Origin of the sequence: Streptomyces sp. NPDC056628 (genome assembly GCF_042792555.1) — a bacterium.
Lineage (GTDB): Bacteria > Actinomycetota > Actinomycetes > Streptomycetales > Streptomycetaceae > Streptomyces.
Genome location: NZ_JBHTWG010000001.1, coordinates 442,055 through 461,136, shown reverse-complemented (window position 1 = coordinate 461,136; position 19,082 = coordinate 442,055). Strand labels below are relative to the sequence as shown.

16 protein-coding genes and 1 pseudogene are annotated in these 19,082 nt (G+C 71.9%); 9 read left to right on the top strand and 8 right to left on the bottom strand.

Translation table 11 applies throughout. The features are described from left to right. Window positions 1-125 precede the first annotated feature (125 nt). Together ACFRAC_RS02065 and ACFRAC_RS02060 are read right to left on the bottom strand one after the other, a co-directional pair. Window positions 126-782, bottom strand: a pseudogene (locus ACFRAC_RS02065) (serine/threonine-protein kinase); the annotation flags it as partial. Between the two features lie 166 nt (window positions 783-948). Further along, window positions 949-1,143, bottom strand: a complete 195-nt coding sequence (locus ACFRAC_RS02060) for a hypothetical protein (RefSeq protein ID WP_004001285.1) — start codon at window positions 1,141-1,143, stop codon at window positions 949-951. Between the two features lie 540 nt (window positions 1,144-1,683). Between ACFRAC_RS02060 and ACFRAC_RS02055 the strand changes: the two genes are divergently transcribed. Then, window positions 1,684-2,886 (top strand): acyltransferase family protein, encoded by a 1,203-nt coding sequence (locus tag ACFRAC_RS02055; RefSeq protein ID WP_382919561.1) that lies wholly within the window; start codon window positions 1,684-1,686, stop codon window positions 2,884-2,886. 9 nt (window positions 2,887-2,895) lie between these two features. Here the strand turns inward: ACFRAC_RS02055 and ACFRAC_RS02050 are convergent, their stop codons facing one another. Continuing rightward, complete coding sequence (locus tag ACFRAC_RS02050; protein WP_382919559.1) at window positions 2,896-3,372, bottom strand: HD domain-containing protein; 477 nt, start codon at window positions 3,370-3,372, stop codon at window positions 2,896-2,898. A gap of 16 nt (window positions 3,373-3,388) precedes the next feature. Next, a complete protein-coding gene (locus ACFRAC_RS02045) occupies window positions 3,389-4,567 on the bottom strand; it encodes a PP2C family protein-serine/threonine phosphatase (RefSeq protein ID WP_382919558.1) in 1,179 nt (392 codons plus the stop codon). A 162-nt stretch (window positions 4,568-4,729) separates the two neighbouring features. Here ACFRAC_RS02045 and ACFRAC_RS02040 point away from each other — a divergent pair, with 162 nt between their 5' ends. Continuing rightward, window positions 4,730-5,986 carry a GNAT family N-acetyltransferase gene (locus ACFRAC_RS02040; RefSeq protein WP_382919556.1) on the top strand — a complete coding sequence of 419 codons (1,257 nt, stop codon included), beginning with the start codon at window positions 4,730-4,732 and terminating at the stop codon, window positions 5,984-5,986. A gap of 16 nt (window positions 5,987-6,002) precedes the next feature. Here the strand turns inward: ACFRAC_RS02040 and ACFRAC_RS02035 are convergent, their stop codons facing one another. After that, on the bottom strand, window positions 6,003-6,812 hold the full coding sequence (locus ACFRAC_RS02035; protein ID WP_382919554.1) for an Fpg/Nei family DNA glycosylase: 810 nt from the start codon (window positions 6,810-6,812) through the stop codon (window positions 6,003-6,005). 81 nt (window positions 6,813-6,893) lie between these two features. Then, on the bottom strand, window positions 6,894-7,385 hold the full coding sequence (locus ACFRAC_RS02030; protein WP_382919553.1) for a ribose-5-phosphate isomerase: 492 nt from the start codon (window positions 7,383-7,385) through the stop codon (window positions 6,894-6,896). A gap of 219 nt (window positions 7,386-7,604) precedes the next feature. Here ACFRAC_RS02030 and ACFRAC_RS02025 point away from each other — a divergent pair, with 219 nt between their 5' ends. After that, a complete protein-coding gene (locus ACFRAC_RS02025) occupies window positions 7,605-9,080 on the top strand; it encodes an amino acid permease (protein WP_382919551.1) in 1,476 nt (491 codons plus the stop codon). 88 nt (window positions 9,081-9,168) lie between these two features. Here the strand turns inward: ACFRAC_RS02025 and ACFRAC_RS02020 are convergent, their stop codons facing one another. Then, the gene (locus ACFRAC_RS02020; RefSeq protein ID WP_382919911.1) at window positions 9,169-11,553 is read right to left on the bottom strand and encodes a protein kinase; all 2,385 of its coding nucleotides are present in this window, start codon (window positions 11,551-11,553) and stop codon (window positions 9,169-9,171) included. Between the two features lie 231 nt (window positions 11,554-11,784). Between ACFRAC_RS02020 and ACFRAC_RS02015 the strand changes: the two genes are divergently transcribed. Beyond that, the gene (locus ACFRAC_RS02015; RefSeq protein ID WP_382919550.1) at window positions 11,785-12,513 is read left to right on the top strand and encodes an LPXTG cell wall anchor domain-containing protein; all 729 of its coding nucleotides are present in this window, start codon (window positions 11,785-11,787) and stop codon (window positions 12,511-12,513) included. Window positions 12,514-12,594: 81 nt separating this feature from the next. Here ACFRAC_RS02015 and ACFRAC_RS02010 read toward each other — a convergent pair whose 3' ends face one another. Further along, window positions 12,595-13,176 carry a biotin transporter BioY gene (locus ACFRAC_RS02010; RefSeq protein ID WP_361339201.1) on the bottom strand — a complete coding sequence of 194 codons (582 nt, stop codon included), beginning with the start codon at window positions 13,174-13,176 and terminating at the stop codon, window positions 12,595-12,597. Between the two features lie 463 nt (window positions 13,177-13,639). Between ACFRAC_RS02010 and ACFRAC_RS02005 the strand changes: the two genes are divergently transcribed. The 5 genes from ACFRAC_RS02005 (at window position 13,640) to ACFRAC_RS01985 (ending at window position 19,070) form a co-directional block, all read left to right on the top strand. Continuing rightward, the gene (locus ACFRAC_RS02005) at window positions 13,640-14,854 is read left to right on the top strand and encodes an ROK family protein (protein WP_382919549.1); all 1,215 of its coding nucleotides are present in this window, start codon (window positions 13,640-13,642) and stop codon (window positions 14,852-14,854) included. 217 nt (window positions 14,855-15,071) lie between these two features. Then, on the top strand, window positions 15,072-16,136 hold the full coding sequence (locus ACFRAC_RS02000; RefSeq protein ID WP_382919547.1) for an ABC transporter substrate-binding protein: 1,065 nt from the start codon (window positions 15,072-15,074) through the stop codon (window positions 16,134-16,136). Window positions 16,137-16,141: 5 nt separating this feature from the next. Then, window positions 16,142-16,990: an ABC transporter permease gene (locus ACFRAC_RS01995; protein WP_382919546.1), complete on the top strand. Its 849-nt coding sequence runs from the start codon at window positions 16,142-16,144 to the stop codon at window positions 16,988-16,990. Then, window positions 16,966-17,679, top strand: a complete 714-nt coding sequence (locus ACFRAC_RS01990; RefSeq protein WP_382919545.1) for an ABC transporter ATP-binding protein — start codon at window positions 16,966-16,968, stop codon at window positions 17,677-17,679. Before ACFRAC_RS01995 ends, ACFRAC_RS01990 begins: the two co-directional genes overlap by 25 nt. A gap of 50 nt (window positions 17,680-17,729) precedes the next feature. Continuing rightward, window positions 17,730-19,070: an LLM class flavin-dependent oxidoreductase gene (locus ACFRAC_RS01985; RefSeq protein ID WP_382919543.1), complete on the top strand. Its 1,341-nt coding sequence runs from the start codon at window positions 17,730-17,732 to the stop codon at window positions 19,068-19,070. Window positions 19,071-19,082 lie beyond the last annotated feature (12 nt).

Below are 19,082 nucleotides of genomic sequence, written 5' to 3'. Positions count from 1 at the left end.
GGTGACACCGTCGGCGTCGCGTCCCCGGGGCGCGGGTCGGGCAGGCGGCCGTCGCGCAGGAGGGCGAGGAGTTCGCCGGTGGTGGGGCGGGAGGCGGGGCGCTTCTCCAGGCACAATCGGACGAAGGGGAGCAGTTCGGGCGGTACGCCGTCCAGTTCGGGTGTGCCGTCGACGACCCGCAGGGCCGTCTCGTAGGGGCTCGGGCTGTCGAACGGGCCGTGGCCGGTGGCGGCGTACACCAGGACGGAGCCGAGGGAGAACACGTCGGCGGCGGGGCCGACGTCCTGCGGGGAGGAGAACTGCTCGGGCGACATGAAGGGCGGGGTGCCCATCACGCGGCCGGTCTAGGTGAGGACGTCGGAGGCGCCGAACTCGGCGGCGCGCGAGATGCCGAAGTCGATGACACGGGGCCCGTCCTCGGCGAGCATCACGTTGGCCGGTTTCAGATCCCGGTGGACCATCCCGGCGCGGTGGATGTCACGCAGCGCCTCCGCGAGCCCGGCGGCGAGTTCGCGCAACTCGGGCGCGGGGAGCGGTCCGTGGCGGCGGACGTGGGTGCCCAGGTCCGCGCCGGGGATGTAGAGCGTGGCCATCCAGGGGCGGGCCGCGTCGGCGTCGGCGTCCACGACGGGGGCGGTGAAGGCGCCGCTGACCTGGCGAGCCGCCGCGACCTCACGGCGGAAGCGGGTGCGGAACTCCTCGTCGTCGGCGTACTGGGCGTGCACGACCTTCAGGGCGAGCCGGCGGCCGGAGGCGGAGCGGGCCAGGTAGACGACGCTCATGCCGCCGGCGCCGAGGCGGTCCTCGATCGCGTAACCGCCGACCTCCACCGGGTCGGTCTCGCGCAGCGCCATGCCGTACGTACCCCCGTTCCGCACCGTTCGACGATCTCGAACGAGGGTATCCGTAGGTGTCCGGGCCGCCCGACGGACCCTGGGCGGGACAGCCCTAGAACTGGATGGAGTTGATGGTCTCCGCTATCGAGTTGAGGAACCGCTGGATGTCGTCGGCCATGCCCGTCGACGCCAGGAAGAAGCCGAACAGCACGGCGACGACGGCAGGGCCGGCCTTCAGGGATCCGCCTCGGATCAGTACCACCAGCACGATCGCCAACAGCAGCACCACTGACAGCGAAATGGCCACAACAGATCACACCCTCGGTCGGTCCGCTCTCCCGGCCCGGGGACGCGACCGTGCGCACCCCCGCCAGAACCATCGTGCCACCAACCGGGCCCGCCTATGCGGCACGTGACGTTTCGTTCGCCACACCCGTGCCGGGAGTGCGGCCGTCCCCAGGGGTGGACCGCCTCTCCCGCCCTGCCCGTACAGCATTTCGAGGAGACACCCGCGGAGCCAATTGGACGGGATCGTTTCCATCGCCACACAAGGTGTTCGCAGCTATTTCGAATTCATGGAGGGTTGATCATTTCATCGGCGACACCTCCTGGCCATATGGCTCGCCTTGTCAGTATGAATCCGGACAAGGCGGGCGCCCAACAGGGGTCTGCCAGGGGTGCGTTAGCCGCCCGTGCGAGGTTGCGCACAATAAACGTTAATGACCTCGCGGGTTTTACGAAATCACTCAGACAACGCTAGGGTGCCTCAGATGTTCCACGCTGCCTCGTCCCCCGTATGCGCAGCGCGGTCCGGGATCCTCTCCCCCGGTTTCCGGCGGGAGGGTCTGTGACGGACTCGCTGCGACCGCACGGCCACAACAGAGCGCCACTCCCCCCGGCCCAGCAGCCGGCGGACGGAGTGCCGAGTCCGCGCTCACCGCAGAACAGGAAGGCTCAGGACCCCGACAGAGCCGCGTCGAACGGCGCCAAGCAGCGCGACGCGTTCTTCGACAACGCCAAGTACCTGGCGATCGTCCTTGTCGCCATAGGACATTCCTGGGAGCCGATCAAGGGCGGCAGCCGGATCCTGGAGACGCTGTACACGGTCGTGTACACGTTCCACATGCCGGCGTTCATCATCATCTCCGGCTTCTTCTCCCGCAGCTTCGACGCCAGCCCCAGCCGGATGAAGCGGCTGATCACCGGTGTCGCGGTGCCGTACATCGTCTTCGAGACGGCCTACCCGCTCTTCAAGCGCTGGATCGACGACGACCCCGGCCAGGACGTCAGCATCCTGGACCCCTGGTACCTGACCTGGTTCCTGTGCGCGCTGTTCATCTGGCGGCTGACCACGCCCCTGTGGAAGATCGTGCGCTGGCCGCTGCCCATCGCGCTCGGCCTCGCCATGATGGCGACCGTCACCCCGGAGATCGGCGACGACCTCGACCTCCAGCGGGTCCTGCAGTTCCTGCCGTACTTCGTGCTCGGTCTCATCATGAAGCCGGAGCACTTCCACATGGTGCGCACGCGCACGGTGCGGATGCTGTCGCTGCCCATCGGCGTGGTGACGCTCCTCTTCGCCTACTGGGCGGTGCCGCGCATGAACACCGCGTGGTTCTACCACCGCGACTCCGCGCAGGAGCTGCAGGCGCCGTGGTGGACCGGCCCGGTCATGGTGCTGGCGATGTTCGGCTGCTCGCTGCTGCTGACGTCCTGCTTCTTCGCCTGGGTGCCGCGCCGCCGGATGTGGTTCACCACGCTCGGCGCCGGCACGCTCTGCGGCTATCTGCTGCACGGCTTCGTCGTGAAGGCCGGTGACTACCAGGGCTGGTTCGAGCCGGCCTGGCTGCACCGCCCGCTCGGCGAGATCTTCGTCACCGTCCTCGCGGCGATCGGCGTCACGCTGCTGTGCACCGCCCCCGTGCGCCGGGTGTTCCGCTTCGCCATGGAGCCGAAGATGGAGTGGGCCTTCAAGCGGGACGCGGCCGAACTGGCCCGCGCCCGCGAGCGGCGGGAGGGCTCGGCCGCCCGCGAGAAGGTCGACGCCTGACCCGGGACGTCACACTCCCGACAGACCGAGAAGCGCGCGCATCCGCGTGTACTTCTCGGTCAGTCGTTTCCGGGTCCCCTCGTCCAGGACCGCGAGGCGCGCCGGATCGGCGTTGTGCGCCAGATCGGCCTCCTTCACCAGCAGCGCGCCGGGCGTGGCGAGGATGCGGGCCGCGTAGCCCTCGGGCGGCTCCCCGGCCCGCTTGGTGACGGCCCGCACGATGTCCTTCGTACGGCGGCTCAGCGCGGCCCGCTCCAGCCACCGTTCGGACAGCGCGTCGTCCTCCACGGCGTCGTGCAGCCAGGCCGCCGCGATCTGGTCGTCGTCGCCGCCCCGCGCGCGGACGCCCGCCGCGACGGCGCTCAGATGCTCGCTGTAGGGCTGCCCGGCCTTGTCGGTCCGGTCGGCGTGGGCGGCGCGGGCGACGGCCTCCACCTCGGCGAGGGACAGCGTGGGCTGCGGGGTGTCCCGCGGTGTCTCGGTCACCCCGACAGTGTCCCGCTCAGAGCGCCGCGGACGCCGTCGGTCCCTCGCGGCAGATCAGCAGGAGCGCCCGGTCGTCGTTGACGTCCTTGGCCACCGCCTCGATGAGGTGCCAGGCCGCGCCGTGGAAGCCGCCCGCGACATACCGGTCGGCCTCCCCGGTGAGCCGGTCGATGCCCTCGGTGATGTCCCGGTCGGACGTCTCGACCAGACCGTCCGTGAAGAGCATCAGGACGTCGCCGGGCCGCAACGAGCCCTTCACGGAGTCGAACTGGGCGCCGTCGTACACACCGAGGAGGGGGCCCTCGGCGGCCTTCTCCTCCCAGCGCCCGCTGCCCGCGCTCAGTTGGAGGCCCGGCGGGTGCCCGGCCGAGTAGAGCTCGTAGTCGCCCGAGTCCAGGTCCAGGACGAGGTGGATGGAGGTCGCGAAGCCCTCGTCCCAGTCCTGGCGCAGCAGATAGCCGTTGGCGGCGGGCAGGAAGGCGTGCGGGGGCAGGCTGCCCAGCAGGCCGCCGAAGGCGCCCGACAGCAGCAGGGCGCGGGAACCGGCGTCCATGCCCTTGCCGGAGACGTCGGTCAGCACGACCTCCAGCGTGCGGCCGCCGTTGGTCCGGGCCGCGACGACGAAGTCACCGGAGAAGGACTGGCCGCCGGCCGGGCGCAGGGCCATCTCGCGGTGCCAGCCGTGCGGCAGTTGCGGCAGCTTGCTCTGCACCCGGATGCGCTCGCGCAGGTCGAAGAGCATGGTGCCGCCGCGCCGCCAGGGCACCCCGACCCGGCTGCGGAACTGCGCGATGAGCAGCCCGAAGAAGCCGCACGCGGCCACGACCAGGACGACGCCAGGGGTGACCCGCGACGGCCCCTCGGTGTAGGGGCCGAGCTGGACGGACTCGACGATGAGCGCGGTGGCCGCCGCCGCGTACAGCCCGAGCAGGCTCGCGGGGCGCAGCAGCACCCCGCCCGCCACGATCGGCAGGACCAGCGCGGCCGGTGAGAACCACACCGGGTTCATCATCGTGGCGGCGCAGATCAGCGGCACGGTCACGAGGAGTCCGGCGAGCGCGACCCAGTCCGAGCCGTCGCCGCGGAAGTAGTCCACGGCGCTTCTGCGCAGGGCGGTGCGGACCCGGTGCCACTGCATCTTCGACCGGGCCGTGAACGTCTCGGCCGCCGTGCGCCGCTCTCGTCCTGCTGCCATCAGTTCGGGACCCTATCCATCGGACCAGTCGCTTGGCACGGGAGGTCCCACTTGTCCCCCGTCCGAGGTTCAACTCCACAGTGAACTTCACACATGGCCGCCGCGTCGCCGTCACCGGGAAATTGCCTCGCCCCGTCCGCGCCGTGCTGGTACGCATGGTCCATGGTGAAAGAGAGCGCGGGCGACACGGGCGGACTTCGGCCACGGCCGTTGCGGCAGGACGAGTGGGACATCTGGTACGACACTCTGCTGCGCGCGTTCGGCGGAGCATCGGAGGCGCCCGAGGAGCGGGAGCTCTATCGGTCCCTCACCGAGGTCGAGCACTCCCTCGGCGTCTGGGACGGGGACGCGTGCGTGGGCACGGCCGGCGCGTTCAGTTTCCGGCTGACCGTGCCGGGTGGCGCGGCCGTGCCCGCCGCCGGCGTCACGATGGTCGGCGTCGCCGCCACGCACCGCCGGCGCGGTGTGCTGACGTCGATGATGCGCCGGCAACTGGACGACGTCCGCGCGTCGGGCCGACCGCTGGCGGTGCTGACCGCGTCCGAACCGGCGATCTACGGCCGTTTCGGCTACGGCGTCGGCACGTTCGCGGCGAGCGCCGAGATCGACACCTCCCGCGTACGGCTGTCGGTGCCGCCCGGCACCGACGACGTACGGCTGCGGTACGCGGGGCCGGCCGACGTCCTCGACGCGTGCGAGGCGGTGTACGCGGCAGCGGTGCCGCGGCGGCCGGGGATGATCGCGCGGCTGCCCGGCTGGGAGCGGTCCGGGATCGCGGACCCCGAGGGCCGCCGCGGGGGCGGCTCGCCGCTGCAGTGCGTGGTGGCGGAGCGGGACGGCGGGCTCGTCGGTTACGCGCGGTTCAGCGTGCAGCCGGAGTGGGGGCACGGCGGACCCGACGGGGTCGTGCGGCTGCGGGACCTCCACGGCCTGGACCCGGCCGCGGAGTCGGCGTTGTGGCGGTTCCTGTTCGACGTCGACCTGACGTCGAAGGTGGTGACGCGGTCGCGGCCGGTGGACGAGGCGTGGCAGTTCCAGGTGTCGGACATCCGGCGGTGCGGGATCCGGTTGAAGGACGCCCTGCACATACGCCTGGTGGACGTGGGCGCCGCGCTGGAGGCCCGGACCTACCAGGCCCCGGTGGACGTGGTGTTCGAGGTCGAGGACGCCTTCTGTCCCTGGAACACGGGGCGTTGGCGGCTCACCGGCGACCCCAAGGGCGCGTCGTGCCGGCGGACGACGGACGCGGCCGATCTCGCCCTGTCCGTACAGGAGTTGGGGGCGGCCTATCTCGGCGGGGTGAGCCTGCGGGCGCTGGGCGCCGCCGGACGGGTGCGGGAGCTGCGGCAGGGGGCGCTGGACGAGGCCGCGACGGGCTTCGCCTCCCCGGTGGCGCCCTGGCTGCCGCACGGCTTCTGACGTACGGCCCGCGCGGTCACGGCGTCTGGCAGCCGGGGCACCAGAAGAGGTTGCGGGCGGCGAGGTCGGCGGTGCGAATCTCGCCGCCGCACAGGTGACAGGGCTGGTTCGCCCTGCGGTAGACGTAGACCTCGCCGCCGTGGTCGTCGACGCGGGGCGGGCGGCCCATCGCCTCCGGGGTGTGCTCGGGGCGGACGGTGTCGATGCGGTTGGTGCGCACACCCTCGCGCATGAGGGCGACGAGGTCGGCCCAGATCGCGTCCCACTGGGCCGGGGTGATGTCCCGGCCGGCGCGGTAGGGGTCGATGTGGTGCCGGAAGAGGACCTCGGCCCGGTAGACGTTGCCGACGCCGGCGATGACCTTCTGGTCCATGAGCAGGGCGGCGATGGACGTACGGCTGCGGGAGATCCGCCGGTACGCCTCGCGCGGGTCGGCGTCGGGGCGCAGCGGGTCGGGCCCGAGGCGGTCGTGTATCGCCTGCTTCTCGGTGCCGGTGATCAGGGCGCAGGTCGTGGGTCCGCGCAGGTCGACGTAGGCGGCCGGGTTCGCGAGGCGCAGCCGCACGGTGTCGGTGGGCGGGGGCGCCGGGGCGGCGCCGAAGGCGACCTTGCCGAAGAGGCCGAGGTGGATGTGGACCCAGTCGGTGTCGCGGAAGCCCAGGAAGAGGTGCTTGCCGTGGGCGTCGGTGCGGCTGAGTTCGGCGCCGTCCAGGAGGGCCGCGGCGTCGGAGAACTTGCCCTGGGGGCTGGTGACCCGGGGTGACGTGCCGCGGAAGGCGGCGGCGTAGTCCTGGGCCAGCCGGTGGATGGTGTGCCCCTCAGGCACGGTGGCTCCTTCGTCGTCTCCCGGGGGCCCCGGTCCGTCCGGTCCGGCCGGGGGCGGTGCTCCCCCGGCCACCGGGCGGCGTTACTGCTCCTGCTGCGGGTGGTGGGCCGGGATCGGGGGGAGCTCGCCGGTCGTCTCGTAGGCGGTGAGCATGTCGATCCGGCGGGTGTGACGCTCATCACCCGAGTACGGGGTGCCGAGGAAGGTCTCGACGAACTTCGTCGCCTCCTCGGTCGTGTGCATGCGCGCTCCGACGGCCACGACGTTGGCGTTGTTGTGCTGGCGGCCGAGCGCCGCCGTCTCCTCGCTCCAGGCGAGCGCCGCGCGGACGCCCTTCACCTTGTTCGCTGCGATCTGCTCACCGTTGCCGGAGCCGCCGATCACGATGCCGAGGGCCTCGGGGTCCGCGGCCGTCCTCTCCGCCGTGCGGAGGCAGAAGGGCGGGTAGTCGTCCTGGGCGTCGTAGATGTGGGGCCCGCAGTCCACCGGGTCGTGACCGGCCGCCTTCAGCCAGTCGACGAGGTGGTTCTTGAGTTCGAAGCCCGCATGGTCGGAGCCGAGATACACGCGCATGCAACGAGTGTGACACGGCCGCAAGGGGGCAGCAGCGTCGGGTGGCCGTCCCTTGAGAATGTGACCTGCGCTATAGAAGCTCAAGGAAACCTCAAGTAACAATCACGAATCAAAGGTTCCCGAATCGGTTCTCCTCCGATTCACTGGTCCGGCTCGTACGCCGACGTCATCCGCTCCGTACGAGGACCGCTCCCCACGGCGCAAAGGAAACCCCGCTCCATGACTTCGCAGCCGACAAAGAAGACGGCCGAACCAGCTGTCGGCGGCCACGGCCTGCAGGCCGGGCTCAAGGACCGCCACCTCTCGATGATCGCCATCGGTGGTGTCATCGGCGCCGGGCTCTTCGTCGGGTCCAGCTCCGGTATCGCCACGGCAGGACCCGGCATCCTCCTCTCGTACGCGCTCGTCGGCACGCTCGTGGTGCTGGTGATGCGCATGCTCGGTGAGATGTCCGCGGCCAACCCGACCTCGGGTTCCTTCTCCGCCCACGCCGACCGGGCGCTCGGGCCCTGGGCGGGCTTCTCCATCGGCTGGCTGTACTGGTTCTTCTGGGTGGTCGTGCTGGCGGTCGAGGCGACCGCCGGCGCGGTGATCCTGGAGGGCTGGATCCCGGCCGTCCCGCAGTGGGCCTGGGCCCTCATCGTGATGATCGTGCTGACCGCGACGAACCTGGTGTCCGTCGGGTCGTACGGCGAGTTCGAGTTCTGGTTCGCCGGCATCAAGGTCGTCGCGATCGCCGGCTTCATCGTGGTCGGCCTGCTGGCGATCTTCGGTGTGCTGCCGGGCGTCGACAGCGACCAGGCCGGGTTCGGCAACCTCACCGGGCACGGCGGCTTCCTGCCCCACGGTCCGGGAGCGATCCTCACCGGCGTGCTGCTGGTCGTCTTCTCCTTCATGGGCAGCGAGATCGCCACGCTGGCCGCCGGTGAGTCGGAGCACCCGCAGCAGGCCGTCGCCAAGGCCACCAACAGCATCATCTGGCGGGTCGCCGTCTTCTACCTGGGCTCGATCCTCGTCGTGGTGTCGCTTCTCCCCTGGGACAGCAAGGCCATCACCGACAAGGGCTCCTACGTCGCCGCGCTCGACTCGCTGGGGATCGCGCACGCCGGTCAGATCATGAACTTCATCGTGCTGACCTCGGTGCTGTCCTGCCTGAACTCCGGCCTGTACACCGCGTCCCGGATGGCCTTCTCGCTCGGCCGGCGCGGCGACGCGCCCCAGGCCTTCGGCAAGACGACCGGCAACGGCGTGCCCCGCACGGCGATCCTCGCGTCGGTGGCGTTCGGGTTCGTGGCCGTGTTCTTCAACTACAAGTTCCCGGACTCGGTCTTCCTCTTCCTCGTCAACTCCTCGGGCGCGGTCGCCCTGTTCGTCTGGCTGGTGATCTGCTTCTCGCAGCTGCGCATGCGGCGGATCATCCAGCGCGAGGCGCCGGAGAAGCTCGTCGTGAAGATGTGGCTGTACCCGTACCTGACCTGGGCGACGGCCGCGCTGATCGTCTTCGTCCTCGGCTACATGCTCACCGACACCGAGCACGACGGCCGGCAGACCGTGCTGCTGTCGCTGCTCGTGGCCGCGCTGGTGCTGGTGGTGGCCTTCGTGAAGCAGAAGGTCGCCCCCCGGCGCGGGACCGCGGCCGCGGCGGCCGGTCCGGACGCCGCGGACGTGCGGCCGGACGAGGTCACGACGGCCTGAGGCCACGACGCCCAGTGCCCCGGGGAGGGGCGGTGGACGCGCCGACGCGCGCCCGCCGCCCCTCCCTTCTTTGCCGGGCGCGGCCCGGTCACAGCACCGTGAAGCTGTCCCTGACCCGGCCGTAGGTCCTGAGGGCCCGTTCCTCGGCCTCCGGGCGGTACCAGGTGTTGATCTGGTACGACTTGCCGTCCACGGTGAAGCCCAGCAGCCGGGCGTGCCAGGGCTCCCCCTGGAGCGTGAACGAGTACTCCCAGACGACCGCCGGGTGGTCCCGGAACGTGGTGCGCGCCAGGCGGATCTTGCGGTAGTCGGCGCCCTGGCGGGCGTCCTGCTCGGACTTCTCCCAGGAGTCCATCAGGTCACCGCGCGCGAGGGACGACTTGGCGGCGAGTTCCTGGGTGCCGTCCGGCGCGGTGTAGTGCACCTCGGCGCCCGTCTTGACGTCGCGCTTCCAGCCCTCGGGGGTCGCCCAGGCGAACCCGCCCGCCTCGCGGTGGGCGCCGGGCGGCAGGCTCTGCGGCCGTGACGTGCCCTCCACGGTCGGCGAGGAGGACGCGCTCGCGGACACCGACGGCCCGGCCCTGCCGCCGCCGGACGAACCGCCACCGTTCAGCAGGACACCGGCGACGACGGCACCGGCGACGACCACGGCAAGGGCGCCCCCTACGGCGATACGGCGGAGCCGGGGCCGGGGCCGGGGCCGGGACGACACGATCGGACCGCTGCCGGGCCTCCGCTCGGTGAGGGCCTCGGGGCGGGCGAGAAAGACGCCGGGGGGCGGGGTTGAGGGCTCCTGGGTGCCGGGGGTGGCGGTCCCGCCGGGCGGGGCGTCAGGGAACGGGGACGGCGAAGGGCTGTGGAGGGCCGAGGAGCGGGCCGTCGGGTGGGGGGAGGTCGACGGTGCGGAGGGCTCGGGCACCGGGGTGGGCGGCGCGGGCGCGACCGCCGTTCCGGCTGCCTCGGGCGGGTGTGGAGCGGAGGCCGGGCCCGGATGGCCTTGCCCGGCGGCGGACGCCCGCCGCGGCGGTACGGCGTCGCGCACGTCTCCGGGCACGCGGGGGTCGGGGGCTCGGGGGGTGTCCGGCGCGGACGCCGCCGGTGTGGCCTCGGAGACGGGGGCTCGCCTCGTGGGATCGGTCAGAGGCGCGCCCGCTACGGCATCGGGTGCCGCCGCGACGGACCCGGCGACCGGCCCACCCGGTATCGGCCCCCGCACACCCGGCACGGCCTTCCCCGCGGACATGTCCCGCGTGGAGCCGGGGGCAGGACCGCTCGGTGCCGGGCCCGGTGCACGCGGCTCGTGCCCGGCGCCAGGACCATCCGGCGACCGGCCGGCGGCGGGCCGCCCCGGTTCGGTCTCGGCGGCGGTCACGCCCCGTGGGGGCCCGCCCGGTGCGAGCCCGGCCACCGGGTCGTCCGGTACGGACGACTGGGCGGGCGTACCCGGCTTCGTCTCGGCCAGGCTCGTCGGCTCTGCCGCGGGAGCGGGAGACTCCGGTGCCGCCGAGGGTGGTGGGGCGCCCGGCGCCGTGTGCGCACCGCCCATCGGCTCCCGTCCAGGGCCGGGCCGCTCCCCTGCCGGGGGCTCGGCGCCCGCGGGGCCGGGGCCCACGGCCGCCCCCGGTGGGGAGGACCCCGCGCCTCCGCCACCGCCCTCCGGCGACCCGTCAGGCAGGGACGCGGGGGGTACCTGGATCGTCGGGGTGGGGGGCGGGAACGCCACCCGTTCCAGAAAGGTCTCCAGGGCGTCGAGGTTCGGGCGCGACGACGGTTCCTTCTGGAGGAGGGCGGTGAGGACCGGGCGCAAGGGGCCCACGCCGGCGGGGAGTTCGGGCTCCTCGTAGAGCACGGCGTGCAGGGTCGCGAGGGTCGTGTCACGGGAGAAGGGCGAGCGGCCCGCGAGGGCCGCGCACAGGGTCGCGCCCAGGGACCAGACGTCCGACGGGGGCCCCTGCGGGCGCCCGGCGATCCGCTCGGGCGCCATGTAGTCGGGCGAGCCGACGAGCATGCCGACCATGGTGAGGGCCTTGGCGTCCTGGATGGCCGCGATACCGAAGTCCGTCAGGACCACCCGCCCGCGCCCGCGCACGGCCTCCGTCTCCACCAGGACGTTGCCCGGCTTGATGTCCCGGTGCAGCACGCCGCGCGCGTGGACCTGGCGCAGGGCCGCCACCAGGCCGAGGCCGATCCTGGCCGTCTCGGCGGGGCCCAGCGGGCCGTCCTCGGCCATGATGCGTTCCAGGGAGCGGCCGGCCACCAACTCCATGACGATCCAGAGGTGTTCACCCTCGTCGACGACGTCATAGACCCGGACGACGTGCGGGTGGTCGATCCGGGCCGTCGCCCGTGCCTCGCGCAGGGTGCGTTCACGGCGCGTGCGGGTGTCCTCGGGGTCGAGGCCGTCTATCCGCATTTCCTTGACGGCGACCAGCCGGTCGAGCATTTCGTCGACCGCTCGCCACACCCGCCCCATTCCCCCCTGGCCGATACTCTCGACCAATCGATAGCGTCCCGTCACCAGTAAACCCGGAACCCCACCGCTTCGCGTATTCCCCGGCAATCCGCTGCACCCCCTCGATGCCACATCGGACATCCGCCATTGAAACACAATGGTCACACTTCAGGCCGTACCAGCATAGTGCGGAGAAATCTTGTGGTAGCTCTTCAAGTACTGCGAATTCAGGCGCAGGCAAGGGGGACGAACATGAGTTCTCGTCGCACGACGGCCATTGCGGGATCGCTGGTCGCGACATCTTTCTCGGCAGTGATGATCTTCTCTTCCGCTGCCAGTGCGGATGACCAGGGACCCGGCAGCAGCAAGGGGGGAAAGGTCATCGACGAGGCACCGGCGGGAGTGAAGCTCCTCACCGAACTGCCCGAGAAAATCTCGGTGGACAACAGTTCGCAGAAAACCGAGATCACTGCCACCGTCAAGAACGAAGGGACCAAGGACAGCGGAAAGATCCAGCTTTTGGTCGTCGGGTTCGACGGCCTGACGGTCAAGAATGTCGAGGGCTGCTCGGCCATCGGCCGGGCGAACCTCCCCGAGGGCTCGAACAGCGGTTTCGCCTGCCCTCTCGACAATCTCCCCGCCGGTGAGTCGAAGTCGTACGCCGTGGACGCGACGTTCGACGTACGCAAGGAGGGCAAGATCTGCCTGCCCGTCCAGACCGGGGACGGCAAGCAGACGTACTGGCAGCAGGGCCCGGTGCCGTTCGGTACGACCAACCCGTCGCCGGACGCCCCGGCCACACCGCTGCTGCTCGGCACGGAGAACAAGCCGGTGGCGCCGGGCCCCGACGAGCTGCCCAAGACCGGTCCCGGCCGTGACGTCCTGCCGCTGGGCGCGGCCGGGGCGGCCCTGCTCGCGGCCGGGGCGGCGGGACTGTGGTGGTCGCGGCTGAGGCGGCCCCGGCGGTCCCCGCAGAGCTGATCACCCTGAGGAGGAGAGAGAAGAGCGGAGGCTCGTCGGTCGGTGTGCGACCGGCGAGCCTCTCGCTCATGTGCCGTGGTGTCAGCGGTTGAGGAACTTCCAGGCCGTGGGCAGCGCGCCCATCGCCAGGGCGGCCTTCACCGCGTCGCCGATCAGGAACGGCACGAGGCCGGCGGCGATCGCGGCGGACGCCGACATGCCGGTGGCGAGGGCGAGGTAGGGGACGCCGACGGCGTAGATGATCGCCTCGCCCAGCAGCATCGCGCCGACGGTGCGCAGCGCGGTGCGGTCGGCTCCGCGGCGGGCCAGGGCGCCGACGACGGTCGCGGCGAGGACCATGCCGAGGACGTAGCCGAAGGAGGGGGCGGCGGCGCCGGAGGTGCCCTGCGCGAACCACGGCACGCCCGCCATGCCGGCCAGCACGTACAGCGCGAGCGACAGGAAGCCGCGGCCGGCGCCGAGCGCGGTGCCGACCAGCAGCACGGCGAGGGTCTGGCCGGTCACCGGCACCGGGGAGCCCGGCACGGGCACGGAGATCTGGGCGGCCAGGCCGGTGAGGGCGGCGCCGCCGGCGACGAGCGCGATGTCGCGGACGCGGGAGGCGGGGAGCAGGTCGGCGAGGACCTGCCCGGTGCGTGCGGGGGCTGCGGCGGCGGTGCTCATGGGGACTCCGCGAGGTGAGGGCGGTACGGGACGCTGTGACGCTATCCCAGGGGGTCGCGGTCCCTCACCGTCAGTGGTCGACAAAGGCGGGATCACGGGCTTGGTGGGCTCCGGACAAAGGCGGTGCGGTACACCCCGTGCGGGGTGACGCCGGTCACTGAGGCAGGGACGTACGGCTCACAGGGGCCGTGTCCGGGGCGACTGTAGGGTTCCACCAATCATGTTGCCCGCGTATGAAGAACCGTCTCGCCCGTCGGTCGCCATCTGGGCAGCACGGGCCCGCTTTGCTAGCTTCGAACGCATGGTCGCTCAGTCCCGGAACTTCACGTCGCGTCGCCACGTCGACCTGCGACGCGTGGGCGCGGCCGCCTGTCGCCGTCCGGGGTGAGCCGGCCCGGGTGACCCGGCCCGGCTCGCCGTTCAGCACGGCGCAGTGTCGGACCGGATCCCGAGGAAGTTCCCCATGCCCCGTACCGCGGCACCCACTCTTTCGTCCCCGATCCCCCGTGTCGCCGACCGTGACCGGCGCCGGACCAGTGCCAGCGTCGTCCTGCGGTCGGTGCTGGAACACGGGCCGGTGGCGCGCAGCACCATCGCCCGGCTGACCGGGCTGTCCCCCGCGTCGGTGACCGGCCACTGCGCCCGCCTGACCGGGCTGGGGCTGATCCGCGAGGCGGCGGCGCCCCGGGCGTCCGGCGGGGTCGGGCGCCCGCACGTACCGGTCGACCTGGACGACTCGCGGCTCGTGGTCGCCGGGGTGCATGTGGCGGTGCCGTACACCACGGTGGCGCTGCTCGATCTGCGCGGCCGGGTCGTGGCGGTGCGGGAGGTGCCGCACTCCGGTGCGGTCGATCCGTACGACGTCCTGGAGGAGGCCGCCGACGCGCTGGCCGGGCTGCTCGACGCACGGCCCGGTGTCCGGCCGCTCGGTGTCGGCTTCGCCGCCGGGGGCTGGGTGGACCGGGCCTCGGGGGTGGTCGTCGAGCATCCGCTGCTGGGCTGGCGCGAGGTGCCGGTGCGTGACGTGCTCGGTGCCCGCACCGGGCTGCCGGTCCATGTGGACGGGCACGCGCGGGCGTTGGTGAACGCGGAGCGGCTGTTCGGGCGGGCGCGCGGCAGCCGCAGTGTGCTGCACCTGTTCGTCGGCAACGTGGTCGACGCGGCGTTCGCGACGAACGACGAGGTGCACCACGGTCCCCGCTCGCAGGCCGGCACGATCGCGCACCTGCCGGTGCCGGGCGGCACGGAGCGGTGCGCCTGCGGCCGGACGGGCTGCCTCCAGGCCGAGTTGAGCGAGCGGACGCTGTGCCGCCGGGCGCGGGCGGCCGGGGTCATCGGCGGCACGAACCCCCGGCACGTGGTGCGTGCCGCGCGCGACGGGGACACGGCGGCCGTGCGGCTGCTGACCGAGCGGGCGCGGATGACGGGCCGGGCCGTGGGGCTGCTGCTCGACGTGCTCAACCCGGAGACCGTGGTGGTCACGGAGATCGGTGTCCTCAGCCGGAGGGACTGTCTCGGCGCGCTGCGCGCCGCGGTGGGCGACGGGCGCGCGGAGTCGGTCGTAGCGTCGAGTTTCCCGGATTCCGTGCTGGCGGTGGCGGGTGGTTCGGTGGCTCTGGACGTGCTCTACCGGGACCCTTTGGGCGCGTCCGCGGGCGCACTACCTGACGCTATTTAATTCAGAAACTCCGAATATTGACAGGGGCCACTCGCGACCGGGAACATCCTGGTCATGAGCCTTTTCGTGAGCTGTCGCACCCACTGTTGCTGACACGTCGCCGCGTGTGAAGCGCTCATCACCCCCTGCGTGAATTCTCTTTTCCCGGCCCTTTGCCGGCGCCCTTCCTGAATTCCGCATGCCTATTTCCGTTTCCCACTCTTCATGGAGTACTCCCATGCCTTCCTCCCCCGTGTCGGGTGTCGACCGACGGCTCTTCCTCACCTCGGTGCTCGGCACCGTGGCCGGTGTCGCGGGCCTCAGCGGCTGCGCCGGCGGCGCGGCCGCCGGCAGCGAGGGCGCCTCGACCGCCCCGCTCGCCGCCAAGGTGCCCGCGGGCACCTCGTTGAAGATCGCCTCGTATCAGAACGTCCAGCAACTGCAGTTCAAGCTGGCGAAGTTGGGTGATCCACCGTTCGAGGTGGGCAGTTGGCTGAACATCGGCGCGGGTCCCGACGTCATCAACGCCTTCCGCTCCGGGTCCCTGGACGTGGCCAACAACGCGGGCATCCCGCCGATCCAGGCGCACTACCAGGGATTCGACGCGAAGATCGTGGCGATCAACATCACCCGCAAGCCGAACTACCTCTTCGCCACCAAGCCCGGCAGCGACATCCGCACGGTCGCGGACTTCAAGGGCAGGCGGCTGGCGTTCTCGCAGGGCCAGGCGCAGGGCGTCGTCCTGCTGCGGGCGCTGAACAAGGCGGGCCTGAAGTACGACGACGTGGAGCTGGTCCCGCTGACCAGCAACCAGTTCCTCACCGCCCTGCAGTCCGGCCAGGTCGACGTCGCCCCGCTCGCCAACAGCCAGGCCCCCGCCTATCTGAAGCAGTACGAGGGCAAGGGCGCCCGCACGATCGTCACCGACGTCGTCGACCTGCTGAGCCTGCTGTGGGCGCCGGTCTCCGTGCTGAACGACAAGGCGAAGGCCGCCGCGGTCGCCGCCTACATCCCGTACTGGGCCAAGGGCCAGGTGTGGGCGTACGAGCACCCGGACGTCTGGAACCGGGAGTTCTACGTCAAGACGCAGAACCTGTCCCTCGCGCAGGCCGAGGCGATCACGGAACTCGCCAACAAGCCGCTGTTCCCGCCGTCCTGGCGCGAGGCGATCACGTGGGAGCAGGAGACCGCCGATCTGCTCGCGAGGGGTGGCTTCGTGAAGAAGTTCGACGTCGGCGAACTCTTCGACCACCGCTTCGAGGGCATCGCGGCCAGGTCCGTGCCCGCCGAATACCGGAGGTGACCGCCATGACCACCACGACCACCACGACCGTGACAGAGGCACCGCCGCTGGCCGGACCGGACCGCCGCGTCCGCCGGCGCCGCCCCCTGGCCCCCGGCCGGCGTCTGCCCGCCGCCCGGCTCGCCGGTCCCCTGCTGCTCGTCGCGCTGTGGGCCGCCGCCTCCGCCGCCGGTGCGCTCGACCCCGGCGCGATCCCGGCGCCGTGGACCGTCGTGGAGACCGGCGCCCACCTGTGGACGGACGGGTCCCTGCCGGACGACATCCTGACGTCCTTGCAGCGGGCCGGGACCGGGTTCGTCCTCGGGCTCACCGCCGGTGTCGTCCTCGCGCTGGCGTCCGGGCTCACCCGGACCGGGGAGGCGCTGATCGACGGGACGGTCAACCTCAACCGGGCCATCCCGACGCTGGGTCTCATCCCGCTGTTCATCCTGTGGCTGGGCATCGGCGAGACCTTCAAGATCGCGATCATCGCCATCGTCGTCTACATCCCGATCTATCTGAACACCCATGCCGCGCTGTCCGGCATCGACAGCCGCTTCGTGGAACTCGCCGAGGTGCAGGGCCTGAACCGGTTCCGCTTCATCCGGCAGATCGTCGTCCCGGGCGCGCTGCCCGGCTTCTTCGTCGGGCTGCGGCTCGGCGTGACCGGGTCCTGGCTGGGCTTGGTGGTGCTGGAGCAGATCAACGCCACCAGCGGCCTCGGCTACATGATGTTCCAGGCGCAGAACTACGGCCAGACGGACGTCATCCTCGTCGGCCTCGTCGTCTACGGCGTCTTCGGCCTGGTCTCCGACAGCGCGGTCCGCCTCATCGAACGGAGGGTGCTGTCGTGGCGCCGCACACTGAGCAGCTGACCCGTCCCGCCGTGCAACTGCGCGGTCTGACCCGGTCCTTCGACGGACGGACCGTCCTCGACGGCATCGACCTCGACCTGCCCGCCGGCCAGTTCACGGCCCTGCTCGGGCACAGCGGCTCCGGCAAGAGCACGCTGCTGCGGGCCGTCGCGGGCCTGGACCACCAGGTGACGGGCAGCGGGCAGCTGACCGCCCCGGAGCGGGTGTCCGTGGTCTTCCAGGACGCCCGGCTGCTGCCCTGGCGCCGGGTGCTGGACAACGTCCTCCTCGGCCTCGACGGCAAGGACGCGGCGGAGCGGGGCCGCGAGGCCCTCGCCGAGGTCGGGCTGAAGGGCCGGGAACGGGCCTGGCCGAACGAGCTGTCCGGCGGCGAGGCGCAGCGGGCCGCGCTGGCGCGCTCCCTGGTGCGCGAGCCGGAACTGCTGCTGGCCGACGAGCCGTTCGGGGCGCTGGACGCCCTGACCCGGATCAGGATGCACAACCTGCTGCGGGAGCTGTGGCAACGCCACCGCCCGTCCGTCCTGCTCGTCACCCACGACGTCGACGAGGCGATCGTGCTCGCCGACCGGGTGCTGGTCCTGGAGCACGGCCGGATCGGGCTCGACGTGACGATCGACCGCGACACGCCCCGGTCGGCGTACCGCGAACGGCTGCTCGCGGCGCTCGGCGTGACCGAGGACCTGAGGTGACCACCGGCCCGCGCGACCGCACTCCCCTGCGACCCCGACCTAGGACTCCCATGACCCGACAGCTCCACCTCAACGCCTTCCTCATGAACACCGGCCACCACGAGGCCTCCTGGCGGCTTCCGGAGAGCGATCCGTACGCGCACGTCGACCTCGCCCACTACGTGCGGCTGGCGCGGACCGCCGAGCGCGGCACCTTCGACTCGCTCTTCCTCGCCGACGGACCCCAGCTGTGGAGCAACCTCGCGCAGCGGCCCGCCGGCTCCCTGGAGCCGCTGACGCTGCTGACCGCGCTGGCGACGGCCACCGAGCACATCGGGCTGATCGCCACCGCCTCCACGTCCTACAACTCGCCCTACAACCTGGCCCGCAAGTTCGCCTCGCTGGACATCGTCAGCGGCGGCCGGGCCGGCTGGAACATCGTCACCACCGCGGGTGCCGAAGCCGCCCGGAACTTCGGCCTGGACGCGGAGCCCGCGCACGCCGAGCGGTACGCCCGGGCCGCCGAGTTCCTGGACGTCGCCCGGAAGCTGTGGGACAGCTGGGAGGACGACGCGATCGTGGCCGACAAGGCGGCCGGCGTGTGGGGCGACGACAGCAAGATCCATCCGCCGCGGCACCGGGGGACGTACTTCCGGGTCGAGGGGGCGCTCAACGTCCCGCGCACCCCGCAGGGGTACCCGCTGCTCGTGCAGGCCGGGTCGAGCGAGGACGGCAAGCGCTTCGCCGCGCGCCACGCGGAGGCCGTGTTCACCGCGCAGCAGACCATCGAGGACGCGCGGGCCTTCTACGCCGACCTCAAGGCCCGTACCGCCGAGGCGGGCCGGGACCCCGACCACATCAAGGTGCTGCCGGGCATCGTCCCGGTGATCGGCTCCACCGAGGCCGAGGCCCGGGCGGCCGAGCGGGTGCTGGAGGACCACATCGTGCACACGCACGGCGTGGCCCGGCTGGAGAGCCTGCTGCAGCTGGAGCCCGGCACCCTCGAGCTGGACGGCCCGCTGCCCGCCGGACTGCCGTCCGAGGACGCGGTCGAAGGCGCCAAGAGCCGGTACACGCTCGTCGTGCAGCTGGCCCGGCGCGAGCGCCTCACGGTCCGGCAGCTGATCGGACGGCTGGGCGGCGGGCGCGGCCACCTCACCTTCGCCGGTACGCCCGAACAGGTCGCCGACGCCATCGAGACGTGGTTCACGCAAGGAGCCGCCGACGGCTTCAACATCATGCCGCCGGTGCTCCCGTCCGGTCTGGACGCCTTCGTCGACCAGGTGGTGCCGATCCTGCGCGAGCGCGGCCTGCTGCGCACCGCGTACGGCCCGCGCCGCACGCTGCGCGAGCGCTACGGGCTGCCGCGCCCCGCCAACCAGTACACCGTCCGCGAGAACGCCCTCGTCTGAACCAGACGCCTA